This is a genomic window from Streptococcus sp. CF8_Ac1-9 (assembly GCF_024295565.1).
GTDB classification, from domain to species: Bacteria; Bacillota; Bacilli; order Lactobacillales; family Streptococcaceae; genus Streptococcus; species Streptococcus parasanguinis_X.
The window spans coordinates 36113-57051 of the sequence record NZ_JANCOY010000002.1 but is presented as its reverse complement, the minus strand read 5'-3'; the positions used below and the strand labels follow the sequence as shown (position 1 = coordinate 57051).

General features: G+C 44.0%; 21 protein-coding genes. All 21 read right to left on the bottom strand.

Annotated features, from left to right (window positions below; genetic code table 11):
• Positions 1 to 239: 239 nt before the first annotated feature.
• The gene (rsmA, locus tag NML76_RS03765) at positions 240 to 1115 is read right to left on the bottom strand and encodes a 16S rRNA (adenine(1518)-N(6)/adenine(1519)-N(6))-dimethyltransferase RsmA (RefSeq protein ID WP_021153984.1); all 876 of its coding nucleotides are present in this window, start codon (positions 1113 to 1115) and stop codon (positions 240 to 242) included.
• A gap of 19 nt (positions 1116 to 1134) precedes the next feature.
• A complete protein-coding gene (locus NML76_RS03760; protein ID WP_024055120.1) occupies positions 1135 to 1848 on the bottom strand; it encodes a hypothetical protein in 714 nt (237 codons plus the stop codon).
• 88 nt (positions 1849 to 1936) lie between these two features.
• A complete protein-coding gene (locus tag NML76_RS03755; RefSeq protein ID WP_254732734.1) occupies positions 1937 to 3346 on the bottom strand; it encodes an SseB family protein in 1410 nt (469 codons plus the stop codon).
• Between the two features lie 132 nt (positions 3347 to 3478).
• Positions 3479 to 4069 (bottom strand): ribonuclease M5, encoded by a 591-nt coding sequence (gene rnmV / locus NML76_RS03750; RefSeq protein ID WP_254732732.1) that lies wholly within the window; start codon positions 4067 to 4069, stop codon positions 3479 to 3481.
• The gene (locus tag NML76_RS03745) at positions 4041 to 4811 is read right to left on the bottom strand and encodes a TatD family hydrolase (RefSeq protein WP_195623450.1); all 771 of its coding nucleotides are present in this window, start codon (positions 4809 to 4811) and stop codon (positions 4041 to 4043) included. The genes rnmV and NML76_RS03745 overlap by 29 nt, the downstream gene beginning before the upstream one ends.
• Positions 4812 to 4936: 125 nt before the next feature.
• Entirely contained in the window at positions 4937 to 5071 is a 135-nt protein-coding gene (rpmH, locus tag NML76_RS03740; protein WP_003003086.1) for a 50S ribosomal protein L34, read from the bottom strand.
• A 147-nt stretch (positions 5072 to 5218) separates the two neighbouring features.
• Entirely contained in the window at positions 5219 to 5848 is a 630-nt protein-coding gene (locus NML76_RS03735; RefSeq protein ID WP_150906605.1) for a ribonuclease P, read from the bottom strand.
• 75 nt (positions 5849 to 5923) lie between these two features.
• Positions 5924 to 6871, bottom strand: coding sequence for an RNA-binding cell elongation regulator Jag/EloR (gene jag, locus NML76_RS03730; RefSeq protein WP_023919242.1), 948 nt, complete (start codon positions 6869 to 6871; stop codon positions 5924 to 5926).
• A 15-nt stretch (positions 6872 to 6886) separates the two neighbouring features.
• Entirely contained in the window at positions 6887 to 7702 is an 816-nt protein-coding gene (locus NML76_RS03725; RefSeq protein WP_247923771.1) for a YidC/Oxa1 family membrane protein insertase, read from the bottom strand.
• A 1-nt stretch (position 7703) separates the two neighbouring features.
• Positions 7704 to 8045: a ribonuclease P protein component gene (gene rnpA / locus NML76_RS03720; protein WP_070449427.1), complete on the bottom strand. Its 342-nt coding sequence runs from the start codon at positions 8043 to 8045 to the stop codon at positions 7704 to 7706.
• A gap of 78 nt (positions 8046 to 8123) precedes the next feature.
• Entirely contained in the window at positions 8124 to 8801 is a 678-nt protein-coding gene (locus tag NML76_RS03715; RefSeq protein ID WP_247923758.1) for a CPBP family intramembrane glutamic endopeptidase, read from the bottom strand.
• Between the two features lie 85 nt (positions 8802 to 8886).
• Positions 8887 to 9780 (bottom strand): TDT family transporter, encoded by an 894-nt coding sequence (locus NML76_RS03710; RefSeq protein ID WP_247923757.1) that lies wholly within the window; start codon positions 9778 to 9780, stop codon positions 8887 to 8889.
• Between the two features lie 546 nt (positions 9781 to 10326).
• A complete protein-coding gene (locus NML76_RS03705; RefSeq protein WP_003003038.1) occupies positions 10327 to 10551 on the bottom strand; it encodes a preprotein translocase subunit SecG in 225 nt (74 codons plus the stop codon).
• Position 10552: 1 nt separating this feature from the next.
• Positions 10553 to 10744 carry an accessory secretory system protein Asp4 gene (gene asp4, locus NML76_RS03700; RefSeq protein ID WP_003003066.1) on the bottom strand — a complete coding sequence of 64 codons (192 nt, stop codon included), beginning with the start codon at positions 10742 to 10744 and terminating at the stop codon, positions 10553 to 10555.
• Positions 10737 to 12092: an accessory Sec system glycosylation chaperone GtfB gene (gene gtfB, locus NML76_RS03695; RefSeq protein ID WP_254732730.1), complete on the bottom strand. Its 1356-nt coding sequence runs from the start codon at positions 12090 to 12092 to the stop codon at positions 10737 to 10739. The genes asp4 and gtfB overlap by 8 nt, the downstream gene beginning before the upstream one ends.
• Complete coding sequence (gene gtfA / locus NML76_RS03690) at positions 12076 to 13590, bottom strand: accessory Sec system glycosyltransferase GtfA (RefSeq protein ID WP_134974401.1); 1515 nt, start codon at positions 13588 to 13590, stop codon at positions 12076 to 12078. Before gtfA ends, gtfB begins: the two co-directional genes overlap by 17 nt.
• Positions 13591 to 13601: 11 nt before the next feature.
• Positions 13602 to 15986, bottom strand: a complete 2385-nt coding sequence (gene secA2 / locus NML76_RS03685) for an accessory Sec system translocase SecA2 (protein WP_080674705.1) — start codon at positions 15984 to 15986, stop codon at positions 13602 to 13604.
• A gap of 25 nt (positions 15987 to 16011) precedes the next feature.
• Positions 16012 to 16482 carry an accessory Sec system protein Asp3 gene (gene asp3, locus NML76_RS03680; protein ID WP_023919257.1) on the bottom strand — a complete coding sequence of 157 codons (471 nt, stop codon included), beginning with the start codon at positions 16480 to 16482 and terminating at the stop codon, positions 16012 to 16014.
• Positions 16479 to 18023 carry an accessory Sec system protein Asp2 gene (asp2, locus tag NML76_RS03675; RefSeq protein ID WP_254732728.1) on the bottom strand — a complete coding sequence of 515 codons (1545 nt, stop codon included), beginning with the start codon at positions 18021 to 18023 and terminating at the stop codon, positions 16479 to 16481. Before asp2 ends, asp3 begins: the two co-directional genes overlap by 4 nt.
• Entirely contained in the window at positions 18016 to 19605 is a 1590-nt protein-coding gene (gene asp1, locus NML76_RS03670; RefSeq protein ID WP_254732726.1) for an accessory Sec system protein Asp1, read from the bottom strand. Before asp1 ends, asp2 begins: the two co-directional genes overlap by 8 nt.
• Before the next feature lie 8 nt (positions 19606 to 19613).
• Entirely contained in the window at positions 19614 to 20831 is a 1218-nt protein-coding gene (gene secY2, locus NML76_RS03665; RefSeq protein WP_070594466.1) for an accessory Sec system protein translocase subunit SecY2, read from the bottom strand.
• Between the last annotated feature and the right edge of the window lie 108 nt (positions 20832 to 20939).

Here is a 20939-nt window from a genome sequence, read left to right as displayed (position 1 = left end):
CCTCCAATGTATTCATTACTTTTTCAATAGTAAAGACGAGATAGTCTTGTGGCAAGAAAGAACTGATTTTTAGTGGTAAAGTTTTTTGATTTGTGTCATAGCGAATATGCATGAGATATATTTTTTAAATGACTTACTGATCAATTCTATTTGACCAAGGCTATCGAATCCATGCAAAAAGCAACGGCAAATCCGTTGCTTTTTTTGAGCCAGGGGATTTTTGTCCCAGCCTCTTTCTTTTATTTTATTCCTGCTTCTAGAAGACCATCTGCTAAGCGGGCGAAATCTTCTAAGCTAAGAGCTTCTCCTCGCACAGATGGTTGCAGGCCTGCAGCTTCAATCCCTACTTCTAGTTTGGCTTTGATTTCTTCGGTCTTGCCAAAGCGACTAGTCAAGTTGTTCCAAAGCGTTTTGCGGCGGTGGACAAAGCTAGCCTTGCTGACAGAGAAGAAGAAATCTTCATCCTTGACGGCCACTGCTGGTTCTTCGCGACGCACCATCTTGAGGATGGCAGAGTCGACATTTGGCGCTGGCACAAAGACGGTGCGTGGTACGATAAAGGCCACCTTAGCTGTCATATAGTATTGGACTGCAATAGACAAAGACCCATAAGCCTTGGTGTTGGGCTCAGCTGAAATACGGTCGGCCACCTCTTTTTGCATCATGACCACAAATTCTTGGAAAGGAATTTTAGACTCAATCAAGTGCATGAGGATGGGAGTCGTGATGTAGTATGGAAGGTTGGCTACTACCTTAATTGGAAGTTCTGGATTTTTAAACTCTGCGATGTACTGGTTGAGATCCACCTTGAGGATGTCTTGGTTGACAACCGTCACATTATCAAAATCACGCAAGGTATCCGCTAAGATGGGAACTAAGCGGTCATCAATCTCAAAGGCCATCACTTCTGCCGCATTTTCTGCCAAAAACTCAGTGAGAGCTCCAATTCCGGGACCGATTTCGATGACATTGACCTGCTTATCAATCTCAGCCGTATCCACAATTTTTTGAAGGATGTTGGTATCGGTCAAGAAGTTCTGACCGAAGGATTTTTTAAAGGTAAAACCGTGACGCTCCAGCACTGCCTTGGTCACGCTATAATCTGCAATTCTCATGTATTCTCTTTTCTATTTATTAGCTAAAAACAATATATAAAACCCACATAATTCCTAGTGCCAACACAATCCAAAACACTAAAAGAACACGAGACTTGTTCCCTTGTGAATCGGCTCCAGTCATATCGATCGCTTTCTTATCTTCTTGGGGGTTCATTTTCTTCAGTTCACCCTGATAGGCAACCGAATCTAGAATATTGTCTTCTGGCAATAATTCTGAAGCATAATAATCAGGAAAGCCCATAGCAAGACCAATTAAGTTCTTTTCTGTCAAAGAAAAATCTAAATCTTTGGGTTGATTTTCCCGAATAGCTCGTATATTTTTTAACAGTTTATCAGAAACAACAGACACTTGGTCCATAAAAACAACATCTAAGACATCAAATCCGAGCACATCACCATCTTTTACGTTTGCAAGAATATAACGAACAAAGGCATCATATAATTGTAAGGTCTGAGAAGCATTTTCTTCTAAAAAAGACCGATTTTGGAGGGCGTTTTGCTGGAATTTTTCAATAGGAAGCAAGATATCTACATTCTGCTCTTGGTAAAATCTTTCTGCTTGTTCTTCATCTTCTTCAAGTTCTTCTGCTGTTTCCCAGAGAGCAATAGGAGCTTTTAAATCTTCTTCATCCCAAAACAATTGCCAAAAATAAGGTATCGTGTAAATTCCCTCTGTTAAGATACGAGCTTCATCTCCGTTTTTTAAGTAAATATAACTTCTATTCGCCATTCCATTTCCTTTCAAAATCTTTGAAAAAGGTTAGTGGTTCAGGTAAGATGTAGATAAAACTATATAGTTTCCCAATGAAAGAAACTCTCTAATCTTTATCTCTGCCTTCTAGTTCCTCACTAAACTTTTGCATTTCCTTAAAAGCTGTTAGGCTAACATAGGCACCCGCTTCATAATACTCCGTTGGATTTATGGCATAGTCAAAGCCTTCAATCATGCCACCAGCTTCTTCAATCATGCCATTCCACTTTTCATCAAAGACCATTCGCAGACGTTTCCAATCAGTAAATACTGGCACAGAATTGCGCCCATCTTTTCCTTCTCTGACTGGGATGCTGAACTTAGCGTCTTCTTTCAATACAAAGGAGTTGGCTCCCTGACTCTTATCGGGGAATCCCGAAGTAGCATTTAAAGGAATGAGGAGTTTGGCTTTTGGCATGGCTGCTGAGAAGAATTTATAATAGAGCTTATATATTACTTCTTCGTCATCTGTTGTAGGCTTATCCATCTGCCCCATCAACAGCATCCATCTTACAATATCAGGATTCATAACAGGAACTTGTATCTCTGGTAGGTTCGAAAAATCTGGTTTCTGAACCAAAACAGAAGCACTAATGCTGACTTCCTTGGTATTAAAGGCTGCTCCCAAAGCTCCATTTAAGTAAAAGGCTGTCCCAAGAAAATTCTCAATTCCTTTTTTATCTGCTGTATTTTCAATCAGTTTCACAACTGAATTTGGTCGACGATCAATGGTTTCCTTAAATTGGTGATACCAACACGGCGTATATAGCATGATCATCGGGTCTGAACAGAGATAGCCCTCTTCACCTTTATCATAGGTCGTTGAGAAAAGATACGCTTCCCCCGTTTTTTCTGAAAAGACCGCGTAAATCGAATCTGCTGCTAACAACTTGTCCTTGACGATTTCTGCTAGGCGTTCTAGCTTTCGAGTGTTAGCTTGATAGCTTTCTTCACTTTCAGTTTTCTGATTTTGACGGCACTCCCATAAAAAGAGGCGCAATATTTCTATGCTATCATCAAGACTAGCGGCTTGATAGTCTTGATTGGACATTTGACCTTTTTGGACAATTACAAACGCGTTATAAAGAGCATCTGTATAGCTTGATAGCCGTTGTTCCTCATCGACACCATAACTATAGAGAACACTTCCCTTTTTAAGATTAACCAAGGAAGTTTCCATATCGATGACCAAATGAGCTAGAGATTCATCCGTGAGAACATCTACATCCTTATTTTGATTAATGAGTTTTTTCACGACTACAGAACCAAGAGCGTCCATACCTTGATCGGGATTGCAAAATTGCAGACAATCCCCAACCTTGAGTCCGCCCTCTAAGCTCCCAATAATCAATAACTCATTCGTCTCCTTTATCGGAAATAGTTCTAGAACTCCCAAGCATGTTTTGTCAATTGACTCTACTGTTTTGTTTGTTGCTTCAGTTGTTTCTGTCTTTTTTAAAAAATCGAAGATTCCCATAAATTATCCTCATTATCTACACTCATAACAAATCCTATGGAGTCACTTTTCTAATGCTTGCAACCAAGCCTGATTAAACCGTATATACTTACTTCTATTGCGTCATCTTCCCCTTGCTTTTGGGGGAGTTTCTCAATTCTCATAACTTTTCATGGTAGCTTCAACCTCAGCCAAACAAATTCCAAACAATTCCAAGCGTTTGATCAATTGCTTGCCATTGCAGTAGCCGATGCGCAAGGCTTCGCCTAGATGTTCCCGTCGTTTGCGACTATCGCTTCCCATCAACAGGCCAAGCCGCATCAAGTCAGTCTTTGTGATATCAAAGAAATTCTCATCTTCGTAAGACCCGACCAGTCCAGCTAGGGCTTTTTCTAAGTCTTCAAAGCTGGCATGTTCTACTCCCAAGGAACGGCCCTTGGTTTTTGATTTGGGCACCGCTTCACCACGATTTAAAAAGGCATGTTTGGCCTGGGGCACCTCTTGCATAATGATCTTGCGAATTCGCTCGCCATTATAGTCTGGATCGGTAAAGACAATGACCCCACGCAACTCTTGCAAGGTAGCAATTCGTTCCAAGTCATCTTGATCGATCGCAGAACCTCGCGTTTCATAGGTATCCACCTCATAAAAACGGCGGAGATTGGCTGTGTCGTCCTTGCCCTCCACGACAATCACTTCTGGTATTTTTCTTTTCTCAGTCAAGGCCAAATACCTTTCTTGCATTGTCATAGGTTGCCTGAGCCACTTCTTCTGTTGTTAAGCCACGTAGTTCTGCAATGAAGTCTACTACATAACGAGTGTAGGCTGTTTTATTTTCTCGACCACGTTTGGGAACTGGTGCCAGGTAAGGGGCATCTGTTTCAACCAAGATCTTGTCTAACGGAAGGCCAGCTGCCGCTTCTTGGACATCTGTGGCTTTCTTAAAGGTCACCACTCCAGAAAAGGAAATCATCATTCCCAAATCCATGAAGCGTTTCGCTTCTTCTAAACTTCCTGAGAAAGAATGCATGATCCCACCGCGAGGACCGACTCCTTCACTCTTGATGATGGCATAAGTATCTTCTAAAGCATCGCGTGTATGCACCACAAAGGGGAGGTCCAAGTCCTTAGACAATTGAATCTGACGCCGAAAAACCTTTTCTTGGACATCTTTTGGTGCTGTCATCCAGTGGTAATCCAGACCGATTTCTCCGAGTGCGACAACTTTAGGATGTTTTAGCTGTTCAAGTAAATAGGCCTCCACTTCAGGACTATAATCTCCTGCCTCAGTGGGGTGCCAGCCAAGCGTGAGATAGAGTTCTGGATATTGATCTGCCAACTCCATGGCACGCTCAATCGTCGGTTTGTCAAAACCAACGATATTGTGGGCTACAACCCCCATTTCCTTGGCCAAGTCGAGCTCTTCTTGTTCTTTTCCTGCGAATTCTTCCACATTAAGATGGGTGTGGGTATCAAAAATCTGCATGATCTTCCTTTTCTTCCGAGTTTTTCTTCTTTCTATTATAGCAGAAAGCGCCTCTAAATTCACTTTCGGACAAAACAAAAACCAGTAGTCTCGAGTTTCTACTGGTTTTTAGGTTTTTATCTGAATTAGGCAGCCAAAACTTTGCGTCCTTTACGACGACGAGCTGCCAATACGCGACGACCATTTTTAGTTGCCATACGGTGACGGAAACCATGTTTGCGCGCACGACGAAGTTTACTTGGTTGATAAGTACGTTTCACGATGAATACCTCCTCATAGATTTTGTATTCGTTTAGCCGGCTAGTTGTGATCAGTTACTAAACATACTTTACTATTCTATCTGATTCACGCCTGTTTGTCAATAGCTATGGCAAAATTGTTGCAAATACAGGTCGGAGAACACCTTTCTACACCTGACGGGTTGCCAAGTAATAGGGTTCCAGAGCCACCAGTGCCTCTTGCAACTGATCCAGGATATTCTCTAGGGAACTCTCCTCAACTAGAGAAACATCGTATTTAACGAGGACCTTACGAACCGCCCCTTCTGCTACTGCTTGTAACAGATCATGGCGATTCTTTTCTGTTCCTTCTACCCTTTGACTCTCTCCATTTTTCTGGGCGAAATAATAAACTGGCTGAGTGATGGGAAGGGTGAGAACCATGTGTTGTTTTTGAAGACTCTCCTCATCTTTTTTTCGCTCGATAAAACTCACCTCTAAGGAAACTCCAAAATCAGCTGCATCTCCATAGAGCCTCAAGGCAAACATAGGTTCTGCCATCGTCCCTTCTCCTTTTAGATAGGCCCAAAAATGAGGCCGCAAGACCTGGGCCTGGTTCATCCATTGGCTGGTCCGATCCTGCTCCAAGTAAGGGTGACGCTGCTGAAAGGCCGAGACCAAATCGGTGAATTCCTTACGAGCCGCTTGAGCTAAGACACGATACTGCTCCATCTCCGAGGCTAGCACCCCTGCCTTTGCTGGTGCCTGATATTTCATCCCTTGAAGTTTTAAAAACTCTCGAATCGCTGCAAATGCCATTTGCTTCCTTTCTAAACCTAAAAAAGGAGAGATCGGCTCAATCCCGTCTCTCCCTTATGGGAAATAATAGCTAGATTATCCTTCGATGTCTACCACCACGTAACGGTTTGGTTCTTCCCCTTCAGAGTAGCTAGTGACTCCTTCCATCTTAGAGACGATCCGGTGAATGATTTTGCGTTCACTGTTTGACATCGGATCTGTCTGTTGGGCTTGCCCATCTTCGAGGGCACGTGTTGCCAACTTCTGAGCATAGCTTTGAAGAACTTCTGCCCGGTGTTCTACATAGTCATTCACATTAATGGTAATGTAAAAATTCTTTGAGTAGCGGTTATAGAGGTAATTTTGCGCCAAAAGTTGAAGAGCCTTCAAGACTTTTCCGTGGTAACCAATGACACGTCCTGGTTCATTGGTATCAATTTGCATATTGACTGTACGGCGGTTGTGACTACTTGAGATGGTCGCATCCACATCCATTTCATCGACCACTGTTTGAACATAGGCTGTCACATCATCTACGACTTCTTCGATGTTGTAGTTTTCCTCTACCTCGATACCAAGGTTTGAGAAATCAGATTCGCTTGATTCTTTTATCGCTGGTTCTTTGACTTTTTCAAGGATATGTTCATGTCCTTTTTCTTCAAGAACGGTATCCGCTTCTTTGTCATGTTTCAGGATTTCGGTCTTGATTTCTTCAGAGACAACTTCTCCTTCTTCTTCGACCTTTTTGATCGCTGCAACGACGCGTCCGAGATCGACCGTTGCTTCGCTCACCGTCTTCACCGGTTCGTTTTGTGCATTGATCTCATCTGGGACACCTTTGACAGCTTTTTGATTGGCTTTTACAACAGTTGTTTCTGCAATGGGCTCAATCTCTACTTGGGCTGGTTTTTTCCCAAACAAGCCAAGAAAACCTTTCTTTTCACGCGCTACAACCGTAATATGTGCCTTCATACGAGGAATATCTAAATCGTTCAGACCTTTTTGAATCGCTTCTTCAACAGTTGCTCCAGTATATAGGACCATATGTCCACCTCTTTCTTATTTTTTCTTTTTCTGTGCTTTGTTTAGGGCACGGCGTTTTTGTTTTTCCATGTCGCGCGAAGCTTGCTCTTTTGCTTCACGCTCTGCAATAATCTTGAAGGGGTTGTTCAAGAGATAGGTTTGCCCGACTTGGTAAGCATTGGAAGTCACCCAGTATAGTGCGACCCCGCTGGCTGAGAACAAGGCAAAGAAGAAGATCATCACAGGCATCACATACATCATGGTTGTCGCACTACCATTGCGCTCTGGCATGGCTTTATTGGTCAACCAACTGCTGAAAAATGTGAAGAGTGCTGCAAGAACCGGCAAGATATAAGTCGGGTCGATCGCGCCAAGGTCCAACCAGAGGAAGTGACCGACTTTAAGGAATTCGACACGGCTCAGCGCTTGGAACAAGGCCATCAAGACCGGCATCTGAATTAAGAGAGGAAGGAAGGCTGAAGACGTTTTGACACCTTTTTCCTTGTAAAGGGCCCGCATCTCTTCAGAAAGCTTAGTCCGGCTATCGAGATCCTTCCCAGGATACTTAGCTTGCAATTCCTTGAGGAGGGGTTGAATTTCCTGCATTTTGCGAGTTGAATTCATTTGATATTGGAAGAGAGGCAAGAGGACCGTCCGAATGACAATGGTAAAGACAATAATCCCAACACCGATACTGCCACCAAACGACAAGAAGCGGATGGCTTCTGCAAAGAAGTAGACGAAGCGTTCCCAACCACCTGTCGATTCGGCTGTCACTTGAGAGGTCCCACAAGCTGTCAAGACCATTAAGGCCGCTCCTAATAATCCAATTAACTTCAGTTTCTTTTTCACATTATTCCCTTTCTTGGTAGACATGCGCTAATTTTAAGACATGTACGAGATTTTTCTCTACTTGATGGAAGTCGAGCTCCTCCACTCCTTTACGAGCAATGACGACAAAATCATCGGTCGTAAGGCAGGCTTGGTGTTTGATCAAAACATGGCGAATCAAACGTTTGATGCGATTTCTGGTCACAGCATTTCCCAGTTTCTTACTAACAGACAGGCCGACTCGAAAATGCGGTTGGTCTTTGCGCAAGCGGTAAACAACGAATTTCCGATTGGCAACATTTTGACCACTTTTAAAAATAGCATTAAAATCTTTGTCACGTTTGACGCGGTAGCTTTTTTTCAAACCTCCACTCCCTCTATTAAATTTATTCTATTATACCACATTTTCAAAAAAAACCAATCTCCCTTAGGAAATCGGTTGCTACTGGAATACGGATAAAAGCAATGGCAAGGTATAATAGAGATTGAGCAAGATATGGCCTAAAATCGGAGAAAGAAGCGACTTGCTCCGATAATAAAGAGTCCCAAAAATCAAACTCGGTAAGAGATAAATAATAAAAGCTCCTAGCGAAAAAGGATGATGGACAAAATGTAGCCCACTATAGATGAGGGCTGGAAGCCAAATCTCAGCATAGAGTTTCCAGCCTTTGAAGTAGGCATTCACCAAGGCTCCACGAAAAATCAGCTCTTCTGTCACTGGCCGGATGACGACCATTGCGATCACCAGGATAAGCACCCCTGTGGGACTAATTTCCCGTGGAAAGAGACTCAAAACGGCTGCTCGTCCTTGAACAAAACCACTGATGAAGTAGTCCAGCCAGTAAACCAAACAGGCCGCAAAAACGGCTTCTATCAGAGCTTGAAGAGGATTCTTCCCCAGCTTAAACTGCGCTTTTTTAGAAAAACGATAGACCAAAAATCCTGTAAATACTGCATAGAGGCCTTCTAGGCCAAATAAGGTCCAATAATAGCTATTGGCGCTTGCTACACTATTGGAGACATACTGGGCCAAGGGGCGAAATTGAGGCCGAACATAAAAATAAAACAAGAGCAGAAAGAGGGGATACAGCAGTGAGAGCTTTCCTTTGATGAATTTCATAGATACCTTTCCTATAAAGTCTGACAAATCGTATAGTGCATCTTACCATAATCGTGACAAGGTTTCAATGAAAAAGGATGCCTTCCTACTCTCTGAGATAGGCCACATAACCACCTAAGACAGCGACTAAAATCAAGAGACAAAGAAGAGTTTCCAGCCATACGAGAGCTGTCAAGAAAGGTAGTTGCAACAAGCCTTGGGCCATTTTCAAAGAGGTCGCTGTGATAACTGTTGGAAAGGTCAGAGCTGAAAAAGCAGGTTGAAAACCTTCTTTGATCATTCTCGGTAGACGCGTCAACACAAAGAAATAAAAACCTTGTGAGGCAACTACCATGATCAGTAAGAACCAGACAGGAAGGCTCGCTCCACCCACACGAACCAGAGCTGCTAAAAGAAGGGAAAAGGGAGCGCAATAGATGCCTTCTTGGCCCAACAGATGACTGGGCAAGGGGGACTTCTTCAAATCATGATAGATAAGGGGATAAAGAAGAAAGGTCAAACCAAAACCAATCACTAAAGCGAGATAAGCAATCTCTCTTATTCCTACAACTGGATAAGTCAAGGCTGCTACTGCAATGCCCACATAGAGAACGGTCCAACTGGGAGTGGCATTGGCTCTTGGTCGCGCTAGGACATGGGTCTTGGTAAAATAGAGAATCAAGCCCAGATCCAATAGAAAGGCAGACCACCAGACCAACTGTGATAGACCTCCAAAGGCGGGAAAGAGGCGCAAAAGATAGGTGGATAGAATCATCCCTGCCATGGGAAAGGTCGCCATCCCAGATAAAAGAGCTGGTTGTTGGAGTTCTATCTTGGTTTCTTGCCAGCGAATTGCATGATAAACCACAAAGAAAAACCAGAAGAACAAACCTGTCAGACTAAAGGCGTGAGCAAGGAAGGGTAGCGAGTCTGCAAGAAGGTTTCCAGCGCCAACCAGTCCTAACAGACAGCCTGAAAATACTAAGGGGATCTTTTTCATCGGAAGCTCCAATCATGTTGTCGCTTTCAGTATACCATAAAAGAGAAGGAAGCAGGATCAAAAAGAGTGTGGGACAGAAATCGGTAATTCGTTAGAATTCGATTTCGTCGTCCCACCTCCGCACAGTTGAGTAGGGCTGTAAAAGCTGATGAAATCAGCGTAGTAGAGCCCACTCAACCACTGCGTCTTGCTTGACAATCCAAAAATAATTGAGAGGCTAGGACTTTTGTCCCAGCCTCTTCAAATTGTAGATAGAGTCATCTTAGAAACTTTCCGCCGTGAGATAAGTGCTAGAAACATTCTTGTTTCTAGCACTCGGGAGTTTTGGAACCTTAGGTCCAAAACTAAGTCATGGAATTTCCTCGAAGTTCGCTGACGTCCGTACTCACCTAAGGAAAGTTTCAATAGATGTCTAAGTAAGCCTAATAGTTGATATCTCTTTAATTTTTTAAGTATCATTTAGGTTGCATTATGTAAGAAACAGATAGATTACATTCTAAAAGAAGTTGGAGAATACCAACTTCTTTTTATCCATTCTATTAGAAATTAGGCCTGTACGACCATCATATAAAGAAATAAGGATACGAGAAAGACAATACTAACAACAAGGGTCGCTAGCTTGAGTCCACGGTGGGACCGCCAGTAACTTGGTTTTCCTAGGTTACTGGTCGCATCTGTTGAAAGCGATTGTTGTTGGCGAGGCTGCAGGGTGATCAGAACCACAAGAGCGAGGGATAAGATCGAGATCCCGATTGCAAATACCATTTCCATCTTAGGATCCTCCTAACACTCTGAAGAGGGTAAAAATAACTCCCAGCAGAATCACCAAACCAATGATCACATTAAAAGTAACATTGATCTTTTCAGAACGTGTCGTCTTTTCTTTTTCGGCAGGACGGCGTTTGAGAGACTCCATCCGTCCTTCTACTTCTTTGTAAAATAAATCTTTCTTACGATCACTCACTGTGTCCACCTATCCCTTCTTGCAAGCGAGCTTTGAAAACAGCTGGCTCAACGCTACTTGATTGGGCAATTTGTTGTGCGACGGCTTCTCTGTAGTTATCCACAGATTGGTAGATTTCCTGGATACGGGCCACCATATCTGCTTCTTTTCCTTGATCAAAGATATTGGCTTGTGCGAGGAAGTGGCGGTCATGCAGGGTATGGCTAAAGGTAAGGATGACTTGCTGGTGTTCGAAGGCCTTGCGAACAATGCCTTGTACCTCTGCATAGTGGTTGATATCCAGATAAATACTAGAGACCTTAAGCAACTCTTTGATCCGCTCTTGACTGATATTTTGGTACAAGACCACATTTGGGTAGCGGACCATAGACAAGAGGCTCGCAGACATCTCCGTCAAAGCTGCTACACGGAAGGTCACATTTGGCAAGTTCTCTACTAGGTAGGTCAAGGCTTCGATCTGATCCGAATTGGTCAAGACAAAGGCGTCTTTACGGATATCGTCTTTCACCTTGAAATCATACAGGTAGCCAAGGGGACCAAAATAGCTATGCTGATCTTGCGAGGTCAACTGCAAAGCACGATGATAGGTCGCGTTTTGCGGAATCAAGATCTTCTTGGTCCGGATTTCTGGGCTCTTTAGAATCAACTGCATGTTGCCCGGAAGGCTGTCGTGAAGAGGCTCTTGCCACACCAGGACGTCGCGTCCTTTGATGCCTTTATTGCCCAGCTGGAGACTAATGCTAAAGGAGGTAGCCAGCGTATTGTAGACCAAACCATCTAGATCAAAACCACGATACTCTAGATAAAAGACAAAGTAATCTAAGCGATTCTTGAAAATTCGCATGGGTTGATGGTACAAGGTCAAGATCAAATCCCCTGTTTGGTGATTTTCTGTCAAGCGCTCGGTATCCCCTTCAAAATAAGTAGTCACCAAATACTGTCCCTGATCGCCACAAGTCGTTACGGCAATCTTACGACCGTATTGGTCGTAGTGCTCAATCATGACCACTTGTCCCTTGTCATCTAACCACTCTAAGCGCTCGACGATGCGTTTGTAGGAAGCAGCGTGGTACACAATTCGAGCCTTTTCTTGACCATAGTAGGTCACTTTTCCCGAACTATTATCCCCAGAAACTTCCCAGAAATCAGGAACTGGAACTTCATTAAAGTAGCGTCCCCGCTTCTCTCCTTTTGCTTGTCCTAAGAAATAGATAAATGGAGACTCGACACCGTCTGGTAAGAAACCATTTGGCTCCAAAACAACGGTCGGGTGGTCAAAGCCAGACTCTTTCATAGAGTGGAGCAAGTCTTGGCTTTCACGAGAATAACTATCAAATACGTTCAGCATGTGTCACCTCTTCTATCAATTGTGCCCAAGCTTCTTCTACTCGGCTGGTCAAAAAGTCTTCTGCACGCGCATAAGATGCTTGACGCATGCTGGCTAGATCATCCTTTTTGTATAGCTGGATGATTTTCTCCGCAAAGGCAGAAGCAATCTGGTCGACCACTTGATCTGCTGAAGGCGGAATGAGATAGCCATTTTTACCTTCTGTGACAAAGGTTTGGTTGCCATAAGGAACATCAAAACCGATGATCGGAAGTCCAGAACCAATCGCCTCCATCAAGGTCAACCCAAAGCCTTCGCTGGTCGACGCGGACAGGTAAACTTCATAGTTCTTATAAATTTCTTCCAGATTGGCATGTCCTTTGAGATGGATATAGTCTGCCGCTCCCAATTCATCAATCAGAGAACGCAGCTTGCCTTCTTCTCCACCTTTTCCATAGATGTCAAAAGACAGTTCTGGCAATTCTTTTTTGGCGCGAACCACTGCTCGCACCAACCAGTCAATATGCTTTTCTGTCGCCAAACGTGAGGCAGTAATCATAGAAAATGGGGTGCGATTTTCGTTTTGTGGCAAGCTTGCAAGACTCCCAACCGGAATGGTATAGATGGCCGGCTGATGGTTGGTGTATTTAGCAAACTGCTCAGCCAAGATTTCTTTTTGGCGATCAGTCGCGACAATAAAGAAGTCTACCTTGTCTGCATTGGTAAATTGGTACTCGTAGTAGTTGTTCCACAGGATATACTGATCATCAACATTATTGGCACTGAAGTGCTCGGCGTGAACGACCACACCCAGACGGGCTTTTTGCGCTTCTTCAAAGATAGGCTGACCGATATTAGTTTCCCGATCCAAAATCACCAGATCTTGTTTGGTCAATTGAAGAGTTTGCATGAAGTAGCGGATCAATTCTTGGCGACCAACTAGGTAGCGATCTGGGAAACGATAAATTTCGCGGCCATCTGCCATCTGCATGCTGTAGGCAACCGTCCCGTCTTCATTGTAAAAACGGCGCTCAATCAAGTTGGCTTGATTGTTTTTGGGAATAAAGTACTCAGTACAATAGCGGGTATAGGAGAAATAATCCTTTCTCACCAAAATTCCTCTAGACACGTACTCGCAACGTTCAACATAGGGACTGTTTTCTGCGCGCAGGTAGCAGGTCAAAAAGTTGTCCTGGTCCTCATAAAAGAAGCGCTTGATCTTACCATCGACTTCTTCACGAGTCGGTTTTCCGGCAAATCCTGCTAAGACCTGATCAATGGTATAGGTCGTTGGCGCAATTTTTATATCTGTAAAATGGCTATAGAGCCAGATGATTTCATCATTTTTAAAACCGATATTTTCTGTTAAATGTTGGATATTATCGGCTAGAATCATATCCATAAAGACAAACTTGGCTGGTTGATGGATATTGCGTAACAACTGGGCACGGTAGGCCTGGGCATACTCAACACCACTGCTGGCCCAACCGATTCCAAGGTTGATATTGTATACTGTCATAATGTCCTCTTTTATGGGAAATGCAAGACAATTTCCCCTTTTTTATTGATTTCTACTCGACTCAGTAAGAGATTGCGGACCATTTGTTCTTTGGCCGCCTCTTTCATTCGTTCAAAGGATTGGTAGGCTTCTTGGAAAAATTCTACCAAAGGGTTTTTCTGACTGGTGTACTGACCAGAGAGCGCCATGCGCAATTGTTGCAGATAGTCTACCTGCTCGACCCAGTTTTCATCGATAGCTTTTAGAATGGCCATGCGCTGGAATTGGGCGATCACCTCATCGGTGCCTAGGATCTCATACTTAGCTTCTAACTCACTTTTAGCAATCTCCCATAAGAAATTTTCTTTGGTTTTCTTGCTACGGAAGGTTTGGTGGGCCTTTTCTGGATCCACTTGGTAGCTCACATTGTCTAACATATAGCGATAAAAAGCTACCGGTTCCTTGTATTCTTTTTTATGGGCTACACTTGAAAAGACGGAACGAAGCACTTTTTCAACGATATCATCCAAGCGTCCTTCTTGTTTGATCAAGCGGTCGCGCTCTTCGTAGACGATGGCACGCTGAATGTTCATGCTTTCCGCAAATTCTAACGTCATCCGACGACTGGCCTGACCAGAACTTTCACTAGCATTTTGGGCCCGTTCCACCAAGTTTCTATACTTGCGCTTGGTCAGAGCTTTGGCTGAACCAATCCGCTCATCCACATCATAGTCTTGATAGGTATCCTGGATCCAGTCTGGCCCCCAGTTTTTCATCAAATCGTCTTCCAAAGAGACGAAGAACTTGGTCAAACCGGGATCTCCTTGGCGACCTGAACGTCCCCGAATTTGAAGGTCAATCCGCTGGTTCATCATCCGCTCAGTCCCAACAACCACCAAGCCACCTAACTCAGCGACTCCTGGTCCCAACTTGATATCGGTTCCCCGACCGGCCATTGAGGTCGCAACCGTCACAGCTCCTTTTCGACCTGATTCCTTAATGATCTGGGCCTCTCGAGGAGCATTGTTGGCATTAAGAAGATTGTGTGGAATCCCTTCCCGCAAAAGAAGATTCGAGTAAAGAATCGACATCTCAACGGATCCGGCAAAGACCAGAATCGGATTGCCCTTTTCGTGGATCTTCTTCACATAATCCAAGGAAGCCACGATTTTCTCTGGCAAGGTCTGATAGATTTCATCTGGCAAATCCTTGCGGATCTTCTTGCGATTGGTTGGGATCTTGATCACTGACATGGCATAGGTATCAAGAAACTCTGCCTCAGCGACCTTCCCAGTCCCAGTCATGCCACCCAACTTCCGAAACATCTTAAAGAGGTTTTGGTAAGTAATAGAAGCCATGGCCCGTGTTTCTTGGGTGAGCTTGAGACCCTCTTTGGCTTCAATCGCCTGGTGGAGTCCTCCTTGCAAACGGGTCATTTCCATCAAGCGCCCCGTCGCCTGGTCTAGTAAGACAATCTCCGGTTGCCCTTCGACATTGGGATGGATGACATAATCCTTATCCTTAATAAAGTTTTTATTGGCCTGCAGGGCTAAGCTGATATGGCGGACCAAGTCACGGTATTGGGGATCATAGAGGTTGGGAATGGCTAGAAAGGCTTCTGCTGCATGAGCTCCTTTTCGAGTCAACCAAACTCGTTTCTTTTCTTCATCAAACTTGAAGTCTTCCCCTTCTTTGAAGGTTTGGATCAGGGTATCAATAATCCCATAAAGGTTGGACTGAACCCGAGGAGAACCAGAAATAATCAAGGGAGTCTGAGCACTATCAAGGAGCACCGAATCAATCTCATCAACAATGGCGTAATTGAAGTCTGCCAAAAATTGGCCATCTGCAGAAGCCGTCAAGTTCTCTGTTAAATAGTCAAAGCCCAGACTAGTATTAGTCGTATAAATGACATCTGACCGGTAAATCTCCCGTTTGACTTCTGGATCTAATTCTTCGTCTTCTGATTGTTTCAAGGGAACTCCAACAGTCAAGCCCAAAAAGCGGTAGACCTGTCCCATCTCTTCTGCATCCCGAGTTGCCAGATAGGTATTGGTCGTAATAACCATGACCCCTTTGCCCTCTAAGGCATTGAGATAAACCGGCATAGTTGCCGTCAAGGTCTTTCCTTCACCGGTATTCATTTCAGCGACATTGCCTTGGTGGAGGACAATCCCTCCCATGACTTGCACGTCATAAGGAAACATGCCCAAGACCCGTTTATCAGCTTCCCGCGCAACTGCAAATGCTTCCGGTAAGAGATCATCCAAGGTCTCACCCTCTGCTAGACGTTCCCGAAATTCCACAGTCTTCTCCTGTAGTTGTTGATCCGTCAAGCGGGCCATGTCATCCTTCCAGCTATTGACTTCTTTTAAGATTTTTTTGATGTTTCTTAATTTAACGTAATCCAATGTAATCCTCTTTTTTTGCAGTGATGTTCGTCTATTCGAGAACTTCTGCTCCCTCAGACGATATTGGTTGAATCGTGAAATAGTGGAAGGTAAACTCTTGCAAACCTGCACTGAGCAAGCGTACTTCATAGGCGTATGCTTGATCTGGATAGGTAAACGGCAAGCGACCTTCTGCGGTTACTCGACGGCCAACGACCTCTCCAAAGCGATCTTTGAAGACGATTTCTACCATAACGGTATGAGCCGGAGTCGCTTCCATCGTGATAACCAGTTCATAATCTTGCTCTCTTTTGAGCAGAGGCAGACTAGGAATTTGACGAGTTGCGCCAAAATTTGTCTGCGAATGCCAAGTTTTCAGCACTTGACCAGATGGCATGAGGGGGTTCTGAAACTGAACGCTTCCTTGGGCAGTCGCCTGAATGGTCGACCCCCAAAGATAATCTGCTAGAACAGTATCGCCCCAGTAGATTCGTCTGCTTTCATTTTCTTTTATTTTTATCATTGGTTTCTTCCAAAGTCTCTTTCCATGATTTCTTTGTACTGGGTCACAAACCACTCAATGATCGGACCACTCGCATCGTTGTGTCGACCAGCACGACTAGTGCTGATAATACGAACCGGCAATTCATACAAGGTCTCTAAAATATCTGGATAAGCCTGCTGGTCGTAGTCATCATCTCTCATATAGGCAAGGGCTAAAATCGTATCCTTGAAATCTGCCTGGTTAAACCGGTCCCAGAAGCGTTGATTGAGCTGACCGATCCCTTCTTGCGACACTTGACCAATGATCAACTGCATCATATCCAAGGACGTTCCAAACTCATCTGGGCGTTTAAATTTCAGGTTGGCAGCGACATCTCCCAGGTTGACAATGGGTTTTCCGACCAAGATCGCATGAGGAGAATAAAGAGCCCCATAGTAAAGGGCACCAAAGGTCCCCATGGACAAGCCAGAGAAATTCATATCTTTTGGCTCAAAGCCGAGCAAGTCCAAGTGCTGATCAATAAAAGCAGTGATTTGACTTTCCAATTCTTCTGAGCCCATATAGAAGGATCCACCTTCCAGTCTTGGGTCAGAAAAGAGAATAAAGGGACTCCCCATCGCACGCATCATCCCAAACCCTTCAAATCCTTCAGCCGGACGATACCCAGAAAAGTAAATGTTTAAAGGTGGCTTCAGATCGCCAGGATGGAAATAAGCAAAAATTTCTTGGCGTTTGTGGTCCCGTAGCGTCTTAGCTCCTACGGTCATCTCTCCTAAAGGACCATGTGACAAGCGCTTATGTAAGGCTCCGATCGTAAGCGTCCCTTCTCCTTTTGCTTCCAGCGAAAAGGCTAAGTAATAAGGTTCTGCTCCGTCCAATTCTAGTGGTTGCTCCATCTCTTCTTCTGAAAAGACTGCATCTTTGACCCACTCTCCCAGAGCACCAAAGCGGTAAAATTGAATCCGCAATTGCAGCTGACAGCTTGGATCTTTTTCATATTCCAACCAAAAATTGATGGGACGACTCGCATCATACACGTAGTTGTAGACCCACTGAGCAATCGGTGTAAACTCTTCACCGTATGATCCATCTAGCTTCAGAAAATGTTGCCCCAGCACCGTTTGCTGGCCAGCAAAATCCGGTCTCACTAGCAGGTCACGAACCGTAAAGGCATCTCCATATTGATTGTCGTATAAAAAGCGCTCTAAGACATAGAGAAATTGATGCTTATTTGAGAAATCCCAGGGTCTTGCTTGCTTGAGTCTTAAGAGGTGGGCCAATTCGTCAGAAGGCGCCTCTAGTTCATGGCTTTGATCATAAAAAACAGTATAAGGCTGGAAATAAGCCAGGTCTTCTCCTAAAGCTAATAAATCTTCTGGCTTTTCCAGAATCAAGGCTTTGAATTTGGAGATTTCCTCTTCTTCCATATACTCTTTGAGCGATGGAAGAGTGGTAGCTTGAAAAAAGTGCCAGCCTAGTCCAGCAGGAAGCTCCACTTGATCCTGCCAACTGCTTGAGCCGATTTGGAGAATATGGGGTATTTGTTGTTTTTTATCCATGACGTTCTTTCATCCATCCTTCCCATTTCTCGATCAAGCGTTGACCGGTGTATTCTTGAATTTTTTCGATCGAGTAGACCAAGGCTTCGTTCCAAGGCTTCAATTCCAATAAAAAGTGAGTAATCGCCTTTTCTAATTCCTTGTCTCCCTTTGATAAGACATAACCATTTTTCAAATGATCGACATATTCTGTCTGGACGCGGTTGACCTGTGGAATCCCAGCAGAGATCCCTGCAATCTGCGTATAGAGGTTGGGTTCCTCGCTTAAATCTACGATCAAGCGTGTTTTTTCCAACTCTTGAATAATGTCATTTTCATTTGAAAAATTCTTAACTACAAAGCGATAGTCCGGTGCATCTTGTACGGACTCTTCATCGATGATCTGGTTTTCCCCAAGCCCTTCTATTTGGGCTGGTGATTGAACCAGATGCAAATCCTGCTCGCTAGCGATCAATTCCTCGAGTTGCCCTTCTAATTCCTTAACACGCTCCGGCGAGCCATTGTAAAATGCAAAAACAACTTCAAATAAAGGATGTTGCACCAACACTTCCAGAACCTTCTTGAGCTGGCTCTTACTTGGAAGCTCGGCTTCGTTGACATAAAAGTAAATCTTTGATTCCTTACGTTCCTGACTAGATCCCAAACGGAGGCGGGAATCAAAAGAGGTAATCCGGTGTGTCTTTTGAGCCAAGCTAGGAGAAAAGACTCCAATCGCTTCTTTGGTTTTTTCACTATCTGTGATCAAGAGCTGGGCATCAATCATATCAAAATAGAGGGCAAAGTTTTCGGCAGACAAGGGCTGACGATCCCCATAGAAAGACAAGACTTTCTTGACGCTACTTGCCGTATCTTGTAAAAAGGCCAAATTTGCTGGATGAGCTGCCAAAACCAACTGATCTCGTCCTGGAACCAAGGTTGCTAGCTGCTCTTTCATTTTTTCAGCGACAACGTCTCCCATATTGGCATAGCTTTCTTTTTTGAAGGCATGAAAGAAAGCTTCATTGACCATGACGGAGTGGTTCTCTTCGATCAGCATCTCTCTCAAAACCCATTGCCCATCAAAACTCAGATACTCTTGGAAATAGGGTTTTCCCTCATTGTAGTAGATTCTACTAGAGATAAAGCCACGATCATCTAAGTACTCGATGTAGCTGATCTCGTCATTCTTATAACGGGTCAAAGAGAGAAGGTTTCCATCCACTCCCATATCAAGTTTCGCTAGGTGGTGGCCCTTTCGAAATGCCATCACCAAAAAGGGAGTATAGGAAAAAGTGGTCTCACTCGGCCATTCGATGTCCTGAAGCTGAACTGGGCGCATAGCCAAATCAGACGGAACCTGTTGGATCTTATCAAAAATCGAAAGCACATCTGTCTCTAACAAATCTTGGCGGTGCAAAAAATAGCGCAGTTGTGGACTATATTGAGGCAACAATAAGATCCGATCCATTTCTGCTTCTTGAAAAATACGAACTTGATTAATGGTATCGTCAAATTCAATGGACTCTCGCATCCAGTACCAAGGGGTAGCTGTTTGCTGCCAGATGCGGTCCGTTCCATACCAGGCTGGTACAAAATAATACATGGTTACTCCTAGAATATTCTTGTATAACGTTGATTCACACGAAGGGCACGAATTTCTTCTCGGATATTGTAAATCATCCCGACAAACATGAGGAAGGTTCCTGGAATCATGGTCAAGCGCAAGAGATCCTTATCCCATAACAGGAGAGAAAAAGGAAGCGCCGTGAAGAGGATCAGATACAAGGTCCCAAAAACCGTCAAGCGTAGCACAATTTTATTGATATAGCGACGTGTATCTGCTCCAGGATAGACATGATCGATATACTCGGAAGCCTTCATCATCTTATCTGCAATTTCTTCTCCGTTTACATTGACAAAGGCAAAAGCAAAAGAGAGAAGGGCGATCATCAGAATGTAAAGAAGGATCCAAATCGGATCTCCCATCACCAAGTGTTTGGCTAAACGAGCAGCCCACTTGGCATTGGAATCCATAGACAAGATCAAGAGCATGGCATACTGAGGAATGGACACCAAGGTCATGGCGTACATAAAGGGCATCCCTCCTGCTGGGTTGAGCTTGATATCCAAAAAAGTATAACTTTTCAAGTTGTTGTGGATCCCTAATTTATTGACAGGAATCTGGTACTTGGAATATTCCACCAAGACTGCCACATAGACAAAAATCAAGATAAAAATCACGCCCAGAACATAAGCGATCTCTGGGATATTATTGACACTTGAAAGGGTCTGCATCACATCTTCTGGCAGGTACATAACCATCCCAGCCATCATGATCACAACAGAACTTCCAAGGCCCAAAGCGGCATTTAGATCGGAGAGCCAAACTAAAAAGAAGGCTCCGGCTACCATAATCATGGTATTGACCGCAATGACAAGTCCGGGGTTCAACCCTGTCTTCAAGGGGAGATACATGGCCACTGCCAAAGACTGGACGATGGCGAGCGCCAAGGTCACGTACATCTTTCGCCGCTCCACTATCTCCGTGCTGGTTTTTTCGAGGTTAAAGCGTTTTGAAACGGTAAACATCCGCCACAAAATCATGGAAGACATCCATGGGGATAGACCGATCGAAAAGATCGACATCCCGCGGAGATTTCCCCCCATCACAGCGCTTGAGAGCTGCAAGCCCGTTGTCGTTCCCTCATTGAGTCTCAAGGCCTTTGATAAGTCAACAAAAGGCAGGGAAATTTTACTTCCCAAAACATAAATAAAGACGAAAAATATCGTCCAACAAAATCTCTTTCCTACTTCAGATCGTTTTAACATTTCTTTTAAACTTTCTCTTACTCATTTTGACTCTTCCACCAGGGAAACAGCCTTTAAATATGTGCCTTTAGAGCATTTTATCTCAACTTATTTTACCATAATTTGCGA